Genomic DNA, 16,663 nt, shown 5'->3' on the forward strand with positions numbered 1-16,663 from the left:
AACCCTAAGGCCTTTCGCTTCGATTAAACCTGGCAGATGATAGCCCAGGGCATCTGGTCAGCGCGCTACTCCTTCACGTACCCATCTTCGAATGGTGACTATCGCATCCGCGAATGCTGAAGGAAGTTCGTTCGGGATATTGTGGCCCGCCTTATGGACGCGATGTTCATGTTTGCCGCAAAACATGTCCGCGTACTGCGCCGTGCCGCCCGGCTTCAAAGGATCTTCTGTGCCATCCAGCGTTATCGAAGGAACGGTGATCTTGGGCCGGCGTGCGAGCGCCGCCTCCAGCGGCTGAAGTTGAGGATCGCCCTCTGCTAAGCCGAAGTGGAATCGGTAGCAATGGATCACGACATCTACAAAATCAGGGTTATCGAATGACTCGGTCGTTTTCGACAACGTAGCCTCATCGAAGGTCCAGTTTGGTGACCATTCGCGCCAAAGCATACGGGCGATTTCTCTACGGGACTGAGTGAGGGCGTCCCGGCCACGTTCTGTCTGAAAAAGGTGTTGATACCAGAACGATCTTTCCAAGGAAGGAGCGTATGCCCGGCGTTGCCGTTCGAGGTCGATGATGTCGTAACCAGCATAGGACACCAACCCTCCGATCTGGTCGGGCCATAATGCGGCCGCCACACACGATGCGAGTCCACCCCAGTCGAATCCGGCAACAATCGCTCCTTGGAAACCAAGAGCGTTGACCAATTCGATCAGATCCCGTCCTAAAGCAGCCTGCTGCCCGGAACGCATTGCAGAGGGAGAACGAAAGGATGTGGGACCATAGCCGCGGACGAACGGACGGACCACACGAGCCCCGTGATCGACGAGAAGTGGAACCACGTCATCGAACGCATGCACGTCATACGGAAAACCATGCGTGAGGATTGTTGGCCAACCATCGCTGGGGCCGTCTTCAAGATAGGTTATGAGGAGTTCGCTCGTCTCTGCCTCACGAATCGTTGATGGCATCGGGTCTCCCTTCTAGAGGACTAAGATGAATCAGGCGAAGGATAAGTAGCGGTGTTTTCGTTCTCGATGCAGAGAGTAGAATCCGATTTTCTGACGGAGCGGATCGGTAACAACAACGCATTTACCGCTAGAAACCACCCTCACTGGCGAGAAATCGCCTGTGCGCTTTTCGAGGCCAAACTCCCGTGACGCTTCTATTGTGCATGATGGTAGCGAAGATGACCGTGGGCTGAATCTTCCACGCCGTTAGCCGACATGGGAGGTCCTGGGACAAGGGAATTCCTGAGAACGTCATTTGGTACGTGGTGCAAGGGGTCAGGAATCCCTCGGGCAGAGTCCTTCAAATGCTAGAGGCAGGGTCGTACGTAGCCAATGGCTTCTCAACGGAGGCCGTTGGCCTGGATTATTGTTTGTTCGGTAGACAACTTCTGAGACCTATTGCTCCCGCGTGGACGGTGCAAATGTGATGACCTGTCCTATCTTGCCTCCGCTTGTTACGCGGATGTCATCATGACCTAGCACGGCTGGCGTCCCGTCTGGCAGAATCAGTTGCCACTCCATCAGCGCTACGTCGTGGTGTTCGGACACGCTGTGAAGAACAAACTTCCCTCCGGGAAACTTTGCCTGAAACTCGTTCATATCGTCGATGACAATCTGATGGCCTGTTCCTTCCATCCTCGGGATACGGTAGAGGATGTCTGTCTCTAGGACCGAGTCCAAAATGTTGCGACGCTCTTGGTCTGAAATCGCCGACCACGCCTCGATATACCGCTTATAGAGATCGATCGCTTTCGATGGCATTTTCTTGTTCCTCTGCTGCTGTTGAATTGAGGACTGGTCCGTGGATTTGCGCCGGACGGTATGTACCCCGAACTTGTCCCCTCTGTCTCAGAATAGGGAAGCTGGCCTATGCGGTCGATAACTCCTGCACCGAATTTGTTTATCCAGAGTCCAATTCTGCATGGACCCGTTCGCCGATTTGATCGGCTTACTAAGACCGAAGGTGACACTGTGGGGACGCATTGAAGGTACCGGAAGATGGGGCGTTTCATTCCGAAAGCGTGATGACCTTCTGTTTTGTTGGGTCGAAGCCGGGGAATGCCAAATAACGCGCCCACATACCGATTCGGTTCTCCTGCTGACCGGAGACTTCGCTCTGATTCGGACCTCATCGCCATTTACTTTGACATCCGATCCGGAGCTTGAGCCTGTGGAGAGTGAGGCAATTGTCGCCGCGACTGGGAGCACCGAACTTGTGCTTGGAGAAACAGCGGGGTCTTGCACCAGGCTCCGATGCGGTCGTTTCGTCTTCGATACAGCAAACGAAGCTCTTCTATGGAACCTCCTACCGTCTCTCATTCATGTCTCGGCTAACCAGCAGGACTCTTGGCGTTTAGGTTGGTTGCTCAAGATGAATGACGCCGAAGGTCAGAATCCTGGACCTGGCAGCGATCTCGTTGTGGGCCGCTTGATGGAGCTTACCCTGTTGGAACTGCTGCGTAACGTGGTGCCGAGATTGGAACCGGGGACAAAGGGGCTACTCTCTGGCCTCGCAGATCCAGTCATCGCAAAATCGCTCTCCGCGATGCATCACGAAGTCGCCCGCGCATGGACGGTCGCAGACCTTGCACGTCTCTGCGCTGTCTCACGATCAACCTTCGCTACACGATTCCGGGCCGTGATGGGAGTCGGTCCTATTGAGTACCTGGCGAATTGGAGAATTGCTTTGGCGAGAGACCAGCTTACCCGCGGAACCAAGACTGTCAGAGAAATTGCTCTGTCCGTGGGGTTTCACTCCTCAAGCGCCTTCAGTACTGCGTTTACCCGTGCGGTCGGCTGTCCGCCAAAACGGTTTGCGAATCGTCATCCTGTCGAGTCCAGTTGTTGACATTAGGAGATGCCATCAGGGGCTATTCAACGCTGCTAGAACGAATCCACGAATCAACGGCTCAATGCGACTCGGCAGTGGCTGCAATACTCCGTACAGTCAGGCACGGAATCTACATCATTACAGGAAAGTAGACATCTTCAGAAACCGAATGCTTGAGTCTACATAACGCCTTTCTCTTCCGTAACGATTCTGGATTTATACGTAATCGCCAAGTCGCGTTTCCAACCGTTGCAGTCATGGAAATGCGATTGGGACTGTAATCAGAAGTTGGAGCCTCTTGACGATTTCGGAGGCTACTGACAAAGACAATCTATTCAATCCGAAGAGCTGTCATGGGATCGACGCGCGTGGCTCGGACGGCTGGCAGCCATACCGAGATCAGGGAGATTCCGATCAGCAATAGCGGTGTCGCGAGGAACGTGATCGGGTCAAGCGCCTTCACGCCAAAGAGAAAACTCTTCAAGAAGTGCGTCAACCAGAGAGCGCCGCCGCTGCCGAAAAGAACTCCGATCAGCGTGAGCACCATTCCCTGCCGGATTACCATGTTGCGGAGATTCGAGGCCTGCGCTCCCAACGCCATGCGCACGCCCAGCTCCTGCGTCTTTTGCTGGACGGAGTACGACAGAACTCCGTAGATACCGATAGCCGCCATCAACACTGCTGCCGTGCCAAACACCGTGAGCAACAACATGTTGAATCGCTGGCGTGCGATGTTCCGCGCCTCAATCTCCTCCATCGTGCGGATGTGGGCAACGGGCAGCCCGCCGCTTGCCTCGCGAAGTGCCGTGGTCATGGAATTCACAAGCGTCCGCGGATCGACCTCGGTGCGAACAATCCACCACATCGGAGCGACCCGCGAGTTGAGAGCGGTTTCAAGGTCCGGCATCTGTGCCAGAGGGATATACATCATCGGAAACGGCTCGCGGTTGGGACCGCCATCGTGCGTGTCGCCCACTACGCCGATAACCTGGCGCGGCCCCTCGGCAAACGCGGGCCCCGCGCCCGCGCCGATAACGATCTTGTCTTTGAGTGGATCGCCGTTTGACCAGTAGCGGCGGGCCAATGCCTGATTGATCACAACCACTCCAGGCGTGGCCGCGTCATCCTGCTTCGTGAAAACCCGCCCGCGCAAGACCGGGATCTTCAGCGCATTGAAGTACCCCCAGGAAGTGGAGTAGAAGCCGGCGCCGCTGTGATTGCCCTTCGGCCTGCCGACCACCTCGAACCCCATACCAAAGCCGCCCGCCATCGGCAAACAATTCGAGACACCCACAGCCGCTATACCGGGAATGGTCAGCAGGCGATCCGTGCCTTCGCGAACCACCTGCGCCACCGGGGAAGTCTTTTGGAAGCGACTTCCATTGACTGACATCGACATGCTGATGACGTTGCGCATCGCAAATCCCGGGTCGACGGCTTGCAGCTTGAGGAATGTTCGGATAAGCAACCCGGCTCCGACCACCAGCACCACGGTGAGGGCCATTTCACCCACCACCAGAATCGAGCGAAGCTTGCCGCTGCGTACGCTCATCCCGGAACGGCTACTACTCTCATTCAAGGAGGACACAAGGTTCGGGCGTGCCGCGCTGAGGGCTGGAATCAGCCCGAACAGAATCCCCGTCAGTAGGGAGATCCCCAGAGTAAACAGCAGAATATTCAGGTCAAGCGTAACGCCTGTGCCATCTTCACCGATGCGCGGAATATTACCTGGATTGATCCTCAACAGAAAACGAACGCCCACAAAGCCGAGAACGAGCCCAAGCGTTCCGCCAGACAGCGATAGCATCAGGCTCTCGATCAGCAACTGGCGCATAAGCTGTACGCGCCCCGCTCCCAACGCCGCGCGCGTAGCAAATTCGCGTTTGCGCGCCGAGGCGCGCGCCACAAGCAGATTCGCCACATTGGCACAGGCAATCAGGAGTACGAACCCCACAGCTCCAAGAAGAACCAGAAGCGGTGAGCGCATATCGCCAATCATCGACTCTTGCAGAGAGACAGCGCCGAAGGAGGAGTCGGCCTCAAGCGCATCCCGACCATACAGGCGGCGGTACTGGTCTGCGGCGAGACGCAGCTGAGCTGTTGCCTGTTGAATGCTGACCCCGGGCCTCAAGCGCGCCGCCACCGTGAAGAAGTGCGCCATATCCTGTGAGTTCATGTCGAACTGGTATGGAACCCACAGGTCAGCCGGCGTGTCAGTCACAAAATTCCGCCCAACAACACCGACAATCTGGTATGCCTCCCCATCGAGTTGCATCGTCGATCCAATCACATTCGGATTCGCTCCATAACGGCTCACCCATAGTCCATAACTCAGCACCGTAGCGCGCGGTCCATGCGGACTATCTTCTTCTGCGGTGAAACTGCGTCCGGCAACAAGCGGGGCTCCAAACATGGCAAAGTAATCCGCGGAGACGTGCATCCCCTGCACTTGTTGCGGATGGTCGTCGCCGGTGACGTTGAGGCCCGCTCCACCCCAGTCATAAGCGGCCACCTGCTGAAAGACGCTGCTCTGCTGATGCCACACGTTGAACTTGGGGATGTTTGCGCCGGCAAACGAGCCATGGGGACTCACATTCCGTAACTCGACCAGTTGTTCTGGATTCGGGTAGGTAAGCGGCCGCAGCAGAACTGTGTCAACCACCGAGAAAACTGCGGTATTCACGCCAATTGCCACGGCAATTAACAGAATGGCGATGATCGCAACCTTCGGCGATTTGGCCAGTGACCGCAATCCGAACTGAATATCGCGCCAAAGGTCGTCGAGCCACGCAACAGACCGATAACGCCACACAAGTTCGCGTAAAACGCGCGGATTGCCAAAGCGAACACGCGCCCGCCGCCGGGCTTCCTGCGGATCGAACCCACGCGCAATGTTGGCATCCTGTTCGTGGGCCAGATGAGACGCAATCTCTTCTGCCAACTCGCGGTCTTTCTTGGCCTTATCGACAAATCGCCGCATGTTCATCTTCATCGCTCCAGTCGCTATTTAAAGGACTCGCCGAGAATCAGGCCGATGGCGCGTGTCATCTTTCGCCAGCGTCCAGCCGCCGCATTCAACTCCTTCTTGCCTTTTGCCGTGAGCCGATAGAACTTCGCTTTCCGATTGTTCTCGCTCACGCCCCATTCGGAAGAAACCAGCTCGCGATCTTCAAGCCGATGAAGCGCCGGATAGAGCGAGCCCTGCTCCACCTCGAGCACGTCTTCTGAGGTGCGCTCAATCGCCTGCGCTATCGTGTAGCCGTGCGCCGGTCCCAGCACCAGCGTGCGCAAAATGAGCATGTCGAGCGTTCCCTGCAGAATCTCTCCCGCGTCGGGCGGTCTCCGCGTTGCCACAGATGTCATCTCCCCTAGAACGACTACCGGAGAGCAGAATACTCCACTCGAATGACTATGGGAAGCATTTATTAGGAGCACATCGCGGCAAGGCAAATGTGCCAACCGGTGCCAAATTTCCAACTCGCGTTTCCAGACGCCAGAGTTCTGGACTCGTGCCTGTTAGCGGCAGACCAGAATCAGTCACGGGACGCCTTATCCTAAACGGTTATTTATGTCTAGGGCGGGAAAACTCCCTAGCCTGCCCGAGGTCCAGGTTGCACAATGTGTCTATGTTTTCTCGCGCCCTCAGCCTGCTGCTTCTCCCCGCGCTAGCCGTGCCGGTCTCAGCACAAACCGTGGCAACACCAGCCGCGACGCAAGCGCCTAAGCCCAAATATCTGCCACCGCCCACCCGCGATCCCCACAGCCCCGGCTACGTCCAAGCCAAAGAACTGCTCGACGGCGCACTGCCTTCCCCAAACGCCGACGGTAATTTCATTCTCGGTCCTACGCACTCCGCTGCACCCGAAATGGCGGCCGTCCCAGCAACTCCCCATGGAACAGTTGTCGAGTTCACCATGAGCTCCGCCGACAGCAAGTTCTATCCTGGCGTGGCGCGCGACCCTGGCCCCCTCGGGACACCAGATCCACAGGATCCTGCCAAGCTCATCGTCACCAGCAGTCATCCCGCGCCCTGGAATCGCAGAATTGGCGTCTACGTTCCCAGTGCCTACGCCCCCCAATCTATCGCACCCTTCATCGTCGGCGCCGACGGCATTGACCGTGCCCTCTTTACAGCACTCGACTCTCTCATTGCCGCGCACAAGTTGCCCGTAATGATCGGCATCTCCATCGGCAACGGCGGCGGCGACGCACAGGGCAGCGAGCGTGGGCTCGAGTACGACACCATGTCCAGGCGATACGCCGAGTTCGTCGAGCAGGAGGTGCTGCCCCTCGTCGAAGCCCACGCCCACGTCAAGCTCACCCACGATCCCGACGCCCGCGCCGCCACGGGCGGTAGCTCCGGCGGCGCCTGCGCTCTCATCATGGCTTGGTATCACAATGATCTCTACCACCGCGTCCTCGCCTATTCCGGCACGTGGATCAACCAGCAGTGGCCCTCCAACTCCGAAACTCCGCACGGCGCTTGGGAGTTTCCCGAGCACCTCATCCCCAACTCGCCCATCAAGCCCATCCGCATCTGGATGGAGGTCGGCGATTCTGATCTCCTCAACCCCAACGTCATGCGCGACAACATGCATGATTGGGTCCTTGGCAACGAGAACCTTGCCCGCTCTCTCGCCGCAAAGCATTACCACTATCAGTTTGTCTTCGCTCGAAACGCCGGCCATGTCGACCACGCCACCAAACTCCAGACCCTTCCCGAAGCCCTCGAATATGTGTGGCGGGACTATCACGCACCAACCCGCTAGCCGGTGAATGCAAATCGGGCATATCGAGAGATCGTCCTCCAATCATTCACCACTCGTGGCAAAAACTTGCAGACGTTGACTAACGGCTGCTACCCTCCAACCCACATAGGGGAGGACACATGTCTATTTCCGAGGTCACCGTGCAGTCGGCCCATGCCTTTGAATCGCCGGACATATCCGCCAGATTGACGTCACTGGATATCGTGCGTGGAATCGCGATGGCTCTGATGGCCATTGATCACGTGAGGGTCTACTCGGGCATACCGGCTGGCGGACCAACTTTTGGTGTTTTCTTCACCCGCTGGATTACAAACTTCGTGGCGCCGACATTCGTGTTTCTCGCCGGAACCTCAGCCTACCTTTACGGCCGGAAGCGTGCCGATCGCTGGTCGCTGTCGAGATTTCTACTCGGCAGAGGAGCATGGCTGATCTTTCTTGAGCTTACGTTCCTGCGCATTGCATGGACCTTCAACTTCGATTTTCAGCACTACCTCCTTGCTGGCGTGATCTGGATGCTTGGCTGGAGCATGATCGCTCTTGCCGGGGCTGTATATCTTTCCCGGCCAGCAATTGCAACAATCGGCATTGCGCTCATCATGCTGCACAATCTCACAAACCTTTTCCGGCCGGCGATCGCACACTTGTTTGGAGACGACGGGCCGAACTGGTTGCTTCTAATCGTCTATTTCGGAGGCTCTGTCCAGATTGGAAGCTCGGGACCACCTTTGCTTATCCTGTATGTGCTCATTCCCTGGGTTGGGTTGATGCTTGCAGGGTACGCCTTCGGACCAATCATCCTGAAACCGCTCGAAACGCGGCGGCGCATCTATCTCCGGTTGGGCGTGGCGCTCACCACGCTCTTTGTTGCTCTGCGTTGGATCGGAATCTACGGAGATCCCCGGCCGTGGGACAGGCACAGCCTGTTCAGCTTCCTGAACACGACGAAGTACCCGGCATCGCTCGAGTATCTGTGCATGACGATCGGGCCGATGTTCGTCGCATGGGCTTTTGCTGAGGGGTGGACCGGGCGGTTTGCCAGGATGATTGAGACGTTCGGACGAGTTCCGATGTTCTATTACTTGCTGCACATTCCGTTGATCCATCTTGCGGCGTGCGGGGTTTCACTCGTACGTGACGGACATGTTCACCCATGGCTCTTCACAAACCATCCAGTAGACCCGGGTCCATTGCCAGTCGGCTACATGTGGAGCCTTCCCCTCCTATATCTCGTCTACCTAGTTTGCTTGGTCCTTCTTTATTTTCCCTGCCGATGGTATGCGAAGCTGAAAGCAAAAAAAAGATCACCATTGCTCAGCTATGTGTAGGGCTTCCAACGAGTTGGATCAAGTTCGAGGCGGCTCAGTTGAACACCGCAAAGTTTCTACAGCGTTTAATCACCATGTCAGGTGGACTAGCGTAATGCCCTGCCGGGCCAGGCTGAACTTCACTACTCCGCTTGAGCGGTCCAACATAGACGGTTCAACCGATTCCAACATGCCGCTCTTCTCCAGTTCTTGCTGCTGCACTGCAGTTGGGTGCTGTGGTGAGCCCATCTTCATCCACACGGCATAGGCATTACTGTGGCCTTCATCAATCAGGAAGCGCTCCATACGGGCGACCTTCGCGGGCAAATCTTGAATTCTTATTTCCACCTGTGCAGCAGGCGCGTTCACATCGTCGTCGTGGTAGTTCCATACGAGGATGTTCAATTCACGCGGCTTTCGCGTAGCCACGGCGTTGATATCAGGCGGGCCGAGAACACTTCCCTTGAGGATGCCTTCCAGAGGTTGAGCTCCAGTACTTTCTACCTGCAGCCAATTCCCTCCCAACATCCCCAATATGCGAAAGGCATTCAGGACGGCCTTATCTACGCCATTAGTCGCAAGCTCGCGGAAGCCCGCGAAGTAAGCCTCGTCTTCGAACTCAAAAGCCCATGTGACAATGCCCTCAAGGTTCACGTTGTGTTTGCGGGCGAGTTCGTAGGTGCGAACGGTAGCTTCTGTTACGCTTACACTGTAGAGAGGTCCTTCGCGATAGGAGTTCTGACTCCCCTTGCAGGCAGCGCATCCTTCAGGATCGCTTTCGCCCAAAATGATGGGGGTGTTCTTCCACTTCGGGAAAGAGGCCACAATTTCCATGCCAAGATCGACCTTCTGCAATTGCGTGGCAAGGCTCATCCTAACGTGACCATCAACGATCTTTGGGTTTCCCTTAGGATGAAAGCTGATGAAGTCAAGCGGAGCACCGGTTCTGCCCGTTGCGGTATTTTTGCCGTGCGCGCAATGTTCGAGAAACTGTCTGAGAAAGGCAGCACTGTTGCCCGTGCTGGGACCGGTACTTTCCGGACCTCCAACTTTAGCCGAGGGCAGCACGCGACGAATTGCAGCCGTAGTAACGTCGTAAAGATGGTTGTACTCCCCCGCAGTCCCATGCCAGTACGGAATGTCCGGTTCGTTCCATACCTCCCATAACCAGCCGTTCACGTCCTTTCCGTAGCGCTCGCTGAGGTGCTGCACCCAGGCAGAAATCAGCGCGCTCCATTTGTCGTAGTCACGCGGAGGATAGCTCCAGCCAGTGAAGACTCCCTCGGCACCTTCTTTGGGAAAAGTATGACGATAGGGCTGCGGGTGCGTGGAGAGCGCTTCCGGCATGAAACCGACCTCTACCAGCGGACGCACACCGCTTCGCTTGAATGCATCGAAGATCTTGTCGGTGATAGTCCAGTCGTATATGGGAGTGCCATCGGGACGTTCCGTGTATACATTTGTAGATCCCCACTTCAATGAAGCTTGGCCATTACCCGTAGTTAGCAGATTGTGCGTCCGGAAGTAAACTGGTACCGGACTCATTGCAGCAAGTTCCCTAAGCAGCTTTTCACCATTCAGGGTGTAGACATAGTTGGGCTCGTCCGCTCCGAAGTAATTCCATACAGGCTTGTACGCGCCAGAGCTCTGACTGGCATACACCGTGATGACAACAGGCTCGGAAGAATAGGCTGGCAGGGACCCAGCTAGTATCAGTAACAACAGACCTGCATTCAGTAAGAGACGTGAACTCATTGTTACTTCTCCGAAGAATAATGAATTGTCAAATAACGTGCGCTGTTGAGGAGCATCAAAGATGCCAAGACATGCAACTGTCAGCAATGAATTCTCGTGGCCGTTGCTTCCATTCTGTAAATACATCCCTTACCGACAAGAACCTAATAACCACGTTGGCACATAAAGAAAGTCGTATCCTGGTAGTAAGGCTTGGTTAACGCCTCCAGCTTTGCCGATCGGGATAGTCTCGTACCAATCGCCATAGAGAGGATTCGGACGAATCAACTGGTAGGCACTAATCTGGTTATTACTACCCAGACTGTTGTTGTTCAGATACGGCGATGCACCTTTGAAGTGGTTAGCTACCTTAACGTCGCCATGGTAGGTGTTGATGATCGGTGTTCCATTGGCATCAAAGGTAGGTTCGTATGCCGCCTCCCATGCCTCTTTACTCGGAAGGCTGATGTTGTAGTTGACGCCCACATTGCGTGTACGATTCAGCGTACCACCCAGTCCGATCAGATACTCCCCGACCTGACGCTGCAAATGTACACTGGCTTCATTCATATGCGGACGCGAAATATCCATGCTGCTGAATGTTCCGTATGTGCCAGGATTTGTATAAATCCCCCGGCTTGCACCGCTAGGCGCCAGTTTGCCATTCGGGAATAGGTTAGGAAACGACATATTAGCTGTCCTATAGTTGTCGTTCGTTGCAAGAAGCTGAGTTTCCTGCTTGAAGCCTCCCTGGTCGGCCGTGTTTAAGCTCGACTGTACAAAGCGACCGATACCGCCTCGAATTACCGTATTCTTTGCGAGGCAATAAGCGAAACCAATTCGCGGCTGAAAGAATCTATATTTCGGATTCTCAACGTAACGGCTGTTGCCGTCCACACCTGCATACAATCTACCGCCGCGAACAATGAAGTTATTGGCCTGAGAGCCGTAGTCCTGGATCAAAGCCACCTTGGTGCTCATCTTTAGGATTTACCGAAAGTAGCGGGGCGTAGTTAGGCTGCACTGCATTCGTGATATCAACGAGATCAGAATGGATCATACGCAATCTGACCGAACGTGCTCAACGACTATTTCCGACCAATCAGAAACGGTATGTACTCACCAGGACATCCTGACACGCTATTGCCCGAGCCTGCAGCCAGTTTGCATTGGCTGAGGCAATAGCACTTACAAAACATGCGCTGTTACATTTATCACTTTGCATCTACTAGGCACCTTCCGAAAAGTTCGCGTAATCGGCAATCACACTGTTACCAACGCGGTCAATGGAATCCACTCAGAATGATCGATTTACTTTGATTTCCAGATGCGTCTATTTATGACAGACTATACTAGTTAATTCGTAACCGATCTCTGAACCAATTCCTTACAGCTTACTTATTCTCCCAAAGCGTTATGTCTTCCTGTCCCGCATATCTCCTAAATTCGAAAATCTGTTCCGTCGAAAAGTCTGACCTCGCAGAGTGCCCGCCATTCCGGGGACTTTTCAGCAACCTGATTTACAGCTTCCTCGATCTGATCTTTGTACTTCTGTTGGAGGTGCATGAACTCCGATAGCGGAACGACGACCTTAAGCGTTCCACGATAATACTTGAAACCCTTAAGGGGTTTGAACCAAGTCGCAAACGTATGCCGATCAACCATATGCTCAATTTCCACCAAAACATCTTTCCAGCATCGATCGGCTTCTGTACGTTCAGCCGCGCTGAGATACGTAGCTAGCGGTCGATAGGGATCGGCTTTGAAATCTCGAATAATCCTCTGCTTAAGAACCTCTGGACTATCATCCTCGGCGATAAGCGAAACAGCATGGCTTGCAGAGAGTTCAAGCTGCGCCATTTGTGATTCGACGATTTTGAGGCTCTCATTAACCTCCCGCTTCCTCCGTTCGCGGAATTTGAGAAAAGCATTGCCTGCAAAACACTTCGGAACGGTGGCCAAGAGGAAGCCTATCGGATTCTGGATCGAAGTAGAAGCGCGAACAATAGCTCCCTTCTGTTCAACAAACTCGCAAATCTCTTCAGCGGTCAGATCCGGTACGAGTTGAAGACATTCGGACACGAGTTGGGTTACAGCTGTCTCATCGGCATAGGCGAATTGGGCAAGGGTCTGGCGGACTTCGTCAAACCCAGGAAAGATCGACGACGTTGCCTGCTCGGTACTTGCCTTGTATTCATTCCTAGAATATTTCCTAGATATTCCTATAAGAGATGGTGTAACACCGGGGGATACTGATGCTGTTACACCATTAGAAGCCCATGGCGTAACGCCATCGGTTCCGGATGGTGTTATATGCATAGGATCTGATGGCATAACACCATCAGATGGCAATATGCCATCAGGTGCTGTTATGGCTTTATTTGCTCTCGGACGCTTAGGGACAGCAAAGAGCGGTGTTCCGGAATCTGGGTCGACAAATTCTACGCCGCGTCCACGGATCACCCATTCGAGGCCTGCCGCTTTCCGGCGTTTAAGCAATTCCGTATAAGAGAAGATGCGGTAAGTACGAGCAATTCGTTTGTCACTCACCTCGTTTTGTGCAATTTCGATGGAGAGCTTTTGAATCAAACGATTAATAATGAATGTGACGCTACGCTCGTGGATTCGGGCTTCACGAGCAATCACGCTATGTCCGATTGTGCTCAGGCGTTGGTCCGGGTCGGTAGAGACTTCGCGCCCGTATCTCCATAGCGTCGCGTATACTTCTTGCTCAACATGAGAGTGGCCATCCTGCGCTCGAACGCACTTGTGGATGATTTTCCGACGGCTCTGTGCACTCTGACTTTCCAACTGGAAGTCGGGTACGACCTCAGGCGAGGACGGTTTAGTCTCCTCTTCCGCATGAGGGGAAGTAGGGACAGCAGGGACTGGAAGCTCTACCGGTCGAGTGCTTTCAATGGGGGCATCGGATTCGGTGGTCCTTTCCTCAATTGCAGCTTCTGCTTCTTGCACAACGGCTGGCTCAGGAACCTCTTCGTCGTTGACAGCCTCGACAATCTGCTCCGGTAATGGTTCGGAAACAAGGGTTTCACTGAAAACAGGTTTTTCCTCAATCCGCTTCTTGGGCCGCGGAGTTGAAGGCACACTTTTATGATTCGAGACAGGAATCGGGTCTACAACTATTGGTTGCTCTGCTTTAGGTTGTTCTGCGACAACCGGAGCAGGCTGCGGAATATCGAAATTATCGAAAGAGACACCGATGCTCGGTCCGGGGGTGAACCCGATATTCGACACTACATCTAACGGAACCTGTGGAGCACTGTCTTCGCCGAGCCCAAGGAAGTCCAGATTTGGACGAACCGAGGGAGCAGACAACAGCTCATCGAGTTCCGATGTAGTATCCAGGTCTGATTTAGACGACCGGTTCGACCGCTTGGACATCCGTCCTTAGCTTCCCTTCGAAGATATCTAACAGCTGTTCCCCTGCTTTGCAGTAATCCTCAAATGCTTTGCACTTGGGATCGAAATCAGCTAAAAACTGCTTCTCGCGAGTAGCCTTGCTGACCGCTGTATCGGTACGAATTTCCTGGAGAATAGGAACTGAGAATCTTTGCGAGAGTCCTCCCAGAAAATCCCGGATAATACGAGTCATTCCTAGCCGTCGGTCAACCTTTGTCGGCAGGAGCCCGATCGGCTGAATCGGTGTACGAATAGCCTTGCTGAGGGTGTCGATGAACTGAAGGCAGGCACCGGCGCCGGAGAGACTGACGAGATCAGCATCGACCGGAATGAGAACATTTTGGGTGTACACCGCAGCGCAGGTTTGCATCAGACTGACTGACGGTGCTACATCGACGACAACCGCGTCGTACTTCTCGTCATAAAGACCGAACAGATTTTCAAAAAGACGTTCGCGAGCAAACTCACCCATCATCTTGGTCTCAGCACTGGCCGTTTCTCGGCTGCCACAGAGGACATCGAGGTTTTTCGACGGCGATATGACACAATCTTCCAGAGCGTATTTATTGATCAAGAAGTCTGCCAGATGGTGGGCAGGTTTTAGCCGGAGGATTGTGTCGATGGAGCCCTGAGGGTCACTATCGATTAGTAAGGTACGCCTGCCGGAGTCGGCCAAATACCTGGCGAGGCATAAGGCAGTAGTGGTCTTCCCGACGCCTCCACGTTGATTTAGGGTTACAAATTTGATTTTATTCACGTTCCCCCTTCAGCGCGTTTTCGATCTCACGGGCTTCTTCCATGGTCCAGTAACGGTAGCCGTTCTCGCCACGATTAGGCTGAGGTAGCCGTCCGTCTTTAATCATTCGATCAAGAGTTTTCTTGCTGACGTCGAGCCGCGCAGCCATTTGAGAGCTTGAAAGGATATGCGGACGAATGTCTGCTTTCTTTGCCATTCCCCTATTCCATTCCTCAGATCCGGTAATCAGAGCAACTGTCCTAAGCACACGGTTGACGATTATCAGAGTCAATAAAAACAAAAAAACTGGCCTTCTGCAATCAAACTAGGGACAAAATCGAGTTTTTGGTCGCAGACTGTACATCCGAGGTAAACAGCAGGCTACCCAAGCCATTCGGGGATCATCATGGTGGTCTCGGCCGATTCTCGGTACTTCGACCCGTTTATGGTTAGCTCCATATATAAGCGGGACAAAGGGGCATCGGCTGACTGGTACTGGAACAGTCGGTTCAAGGATTACAGCGAATGTATCTCAGTGAGCGACTGAGGATCTAACCCCATCTGATGGGGTTAGATATTGTGAATCTCTTCATTCCATTAAACGCCATCTGATGGCGTTATCTATCAACCTCTTCCCGTCTGTAGTAATGTTCCTGGACAATTGATCACCTCGTTTCAGGATTGACTCAGATGGCTATGCGCCACCGGTGGTTCATGGCCATCTGATGGTGTTAGATGTTGTGGTTCTTTTAGCTTCTGCAAACGCCATCAGATGGTGAAAGCACATCAGATGGCGATATCGATCGACCTTTTCCACCAAAAGTGATTTTCTTGGACAACTGATGTCCACCGTTTCAGTATCGACACCGATGGCTTTACGCCACCGGTGGGGGTGAGCCATCTGATGGTGTTATAGCTTTTGCTGAAACTGATTATTCATATTGAGTTCTACGTGTCTGCTGGATTCTTGACCTTGAGGATCCTATCTCTAAAGAATATCGCCATCTGATGGTGAAAAACCACCTGATGGCGTTTATATGTGTTGTTGTCTAAATATCACCATCTGGTGGTATTACAGCATCTGATGGTGATATTTAATATAATCATCTGATGGCGTTAGTGTAGTTTGCAAATATAACTCTTTTATTGTCTGTAAGATATAAAGAGAGCTACCATAAATAACAGCATTAGATGGTAATAAACCATCTGATGCTGTTATCAGTTGGAAACATTCGTAACGCCATCTGATGGTGCGACGCCATCAGACACTGTGGTTGGCACGCCAGTAAGAAATGGGTCTTGTGTGCAAAGCTCGAAGTTTAGATCCCGAGATCAGAATGCTCTATTAACGCCATCTGATGCTGTTATTTGTTTGTCTTTCAAGTTGATAATCAAGCAATTAACCTTTGAATGTAGGCCCGTGATCGAATCGGATAACACCATCTGATGGTGTTAAGTTGGTATATCAAGTTGAGGGATCTCCAACTGAACCGTTGGGGTGAGAGTTGAATATGTAACGCCATCTGATGCTGTTAGTTTGATCCATTTCTCAAGTTGATAATCAAACAATCAGCCTTTGGCTATAAGCTCGTAATCGACTGAATAACGCCATCTGGTGGTGTTAAGGTAACACGTCAAAGTTGAGACATCTCCAGCCGAATGGTCGAGGCAAGCGCTGAGCATATAGCACCATCTGATGCTGTTATATAGACCTGTTCGGATGCTTGTGCCAGGAGAGGCGCAGATGTTCAATGCGAGATCATTAACCCCATCTGATGGCGTTATTACTTTTCTTTACTACTTTGACCGCCGCCAAGAATGCGAGAGAAGACTGGAAGCATTTGCATCGGGGGGTTAGGTG

Annotated in this window: 12 protein-coding genes; 3 read left to right on the plus strand and 9 right to left on the minus strand. The window is 53.4% G+C overall.

Translation table 11 applies throughout. From position 1 onward, the window contains the following. Positions 1-57: 57 nt before the first annotated feature. On the minus strand, positions 58-969 hold the full coding sequence (locus tag AC6I7T_RS01690) for an alpha/beta fold hydrolase (RefSeq protein ID WP_497788061.1): 912 nt from the start codon (positions 967-969) through the stop codon (positions 58-60). 435 nt (positions 970-1,404) lie between these two features. Next, positions 1,405-1,770, minus strand: a complete 366-nt coding sequence (locus AC6I7T_RS01695; protein WP_497788062.1) for a nuclear transport factor 2 family protein — start codon at positions 1,768-1,770, stop codon at positions 1,405-1,407. A 160-nt stretch (positions 1,771-1,930) separates the two neighbouring features. Here AC6I7T_RS01695 and AC6I7T_RS01700 point away from each other — a divergent pair, with 160 nt between their 5' ends. After that, positions 1,931-2,857 carry an AraC family transcriptional regulator gene (locus AC6I7T_RS01700; RefSeq protein ID WP_497788063.1) on the plus strand — a complete coding sequence of 309 codons (927 nt, stop codon included), beginning with the start codon at positions 1,931-1,933 and terminating at the stop codon, positions 2,855-2,857. A gap of 313 nt (positions 2,858-3,170) precedes the next feature. Here the strand turns inward: AC6I7T_RS01700 and AC6I7T_RS01705 are convergent, their stop codons facing one another. Then, entirely contained in the window at positions 3,171-5,831 is a 2,661-nt protein-coding gene (locus AC6I7T_RS01705) for an ABC transporter permease (protein ID WP_497788064.1), read from the minus strand. A gap of 11 nt (positions 5,832-5,842) precedes the next feature. After that, complete coding sequence (locus AC6I7T_RS01710) at positions 5,843-6,202, minus strand: PadR family transcriptional regulator (protein ID WP_497788342.1); 360 nt, start codon at positions 6,200-6,202, stop codon at positions 5,843-5,845. A gap of 263 nt (positions 6,203-6,465) precedes the next feature. On the opposite strand from AC6I7T_RS01710, the gene AC6I7T_RS01715 reads away from it, so the two are divergent. Continuing rightward, on the plus strand, positions 6,466-7,608 hold the full coding sequence (locus tag AC6I7T_RS01715; protein WP_497788065.1) for an alpha/beta hydrolase: 1,143 nt from the start codon (positions 6,466-6,468) through the stop codon (positions 7,606-7,608). A 119-nt stretch (positions 7,609-7,727) separates the two neighbouring features. Continuing rightward, positions 7,728-8,933 (plus strand): acetyltransferase domain-containing protein, encoded by a 1,206-nt coding sequence (locus AC6I7T_RS01720; protein ID WP_497788067.1) that lies wholly within the window; start codon positions 7,728-7,730, stop codon positions 8,931-8,933. A gap of 69 nt (positions 8,934-9,002) precedes the next feature. Here AC6I7T_RS01720 and AC6I7T_RS01725 read toward each other — a convergent pair whose 3' ends face one another. The 5 genes from AC6I7T_RS01725 to AC6I7T_RS01745 form a co-directional block, all read right to left on the minus strand. Beyond that, the gene (locus AC6I7T_RS01725; protein ID WP_497788068.1) at positions 9,003-10,667 is read right to left on the minus strand and encodes a GH39 family glycosyl hydrolase; all 1,665 of its coding nucleotides are present in this window, start codon (positions 10,665-10,667) and stop codon (positions 9,003-9,005) included. 129 nt (positions 10,668-10,796) lie between these two features. After that, positions 10,797-11,627: an outer membrane beta-barrel protein gene (locus AC6I7T_RS01730; protein WP_497788069.1), complete on the minus strand. Its 831-nt coding sequence runs from the start codon at positions 11,625-11,627 to the stop codon at positions 10,797-10,799. 459 nt (positions 11,628-12,086) lie between these two features. Next, the gene (locus AC6I7T_RS01735) at positions 12,087-14,048 is read right to left on the minus strand and encodes a DnaA N-terminal domain-containing protein (RefSeq protein WP_497788070.1); all 1,962 of its coding nucleotides are present in this window, start codon (positions 14,046-14,048) and stop codon (positions 12,087-12,089) included. Next, on the minus strand, positions 14,020-14,823 hold the full coding sequence (locus AC6I7T_RS01740; RefSeq protein WP_497788071.1) for a ParA family protein: 804 nt from the start codon (positions 14,821-14,823) through the stop codon (positions 14,020-14,022). Before AC6I7T_RS01740 ends, AC6I7T_RS01735 begins: the two co-directional genes overlap by 29 nt. After that, complete coding sequence (locus AC6I7T_RS01745) at positions 14,816-15,019, minus strand: MerR family transcriptional regulator (RefSeq protein ID WP_497788072.1); 204 nt, start codon at positions 15,017-15,019, stop codon at positions 14,816-14,818. The genes AC6I7T_RS01740 and AC6I7T_RS01745 overlap by 8 nt, the downstream gene beginning before the upstream one ends. Between the last annotated feature and the right edge of the window lie 1,644 nt (positions 15,020-16,663).

It is taken from the genome of Humiphilus diazotrophicus (genome assembly GCF_059726315.1).

What these genes read in the sequence shown, in the direction of transcription:
- AC6I7T_RS01720 (WP_497788067.1), top strand. Translation starts at nt 7,728, where the DNA reads ATGTCTATTTCCGAGGTCACCGTGCAGTCGGCCCATGCCTTTGAATCG.
- AC6I7T_RS01725 (WP_497788068.1), bottom strand. Translation starts at nt 10,667, where the DNA reads ATGAGTTCACGTCTCTTACTGAATGCAGGTCTGTTGTTACTGATACTA.
- AC6I7T_RS01745 (WP_497788072.1), bottom strand. Translation starts at nt 15,019, where the DNA reads ATGGCAAAGAAAGCAGACATTCGTCCGCATATCCTTTCAAGCTCTCAA.
- AC6I7T_RS01690 (WP_497788061.1), bottom strand. Translation starts at nt 969, where the DNA reads ATGCCATCAACGATTCGTGAGGCAGAGACGAGCGAACTCCTCATAACC.
- AC6I7T_RS01715 (WP_497788065.1), top strand. Translation starts at nt 6,466, where the DNA reads ATGTTTTCTCGCGCCCTCAGCCTGCTGCTTCTCCCCGCGCTAGCCGTG.
- AC6I7T_RS01705 (WP_497788064.1), bottom strand. Translation starts at nt 5,831, where the DNA reads ATGAAGATGAACATGCGGCGATTTGTCGATAAGGCCAAGAAAGACCGC.
- AC6I7T_RS01695 (WP_497788062.1), bottom strand. Translation starts at nt 1,770, where the DNA reads ATGCCATCGAAAGCGATCGATCTCTATAAGCGGTATATCGAGGCGTGG.
- AC6I7T_RS01735 (WP_497788070.1), bottom strand. Translation starts at nt 14,048, where the DNA reads ATGTCCAAGCGGTCGAACCGGTCGTCTAAATCAGACCTGGATACTACA.
- AC6I7T_RS01700 (WP_497788063.1), top strand. Translation starts at nt 1,931, where the DNA reads ATGGACCCGTTCGCCGATTTGATCGGCTTACTAAGACCGAAGGTGACA.
- AC6I7T_RS01730 (WP_497788069.1), bottom strand. Translation starts at nt 11,627, where the DNA reads ATGAGCACCAAGGTGGCTTTGATCCAGGACTACGGCTCTCAGGCCAAT.
- AC6I7T_RS01710 (WP_497788342.1), bottom strand. Translation starts at nt 6,202, where the DNA reads ATGACATCTGTGGCAACGCGGAGACCGCCCGACGCGGGAGAGATTCTG.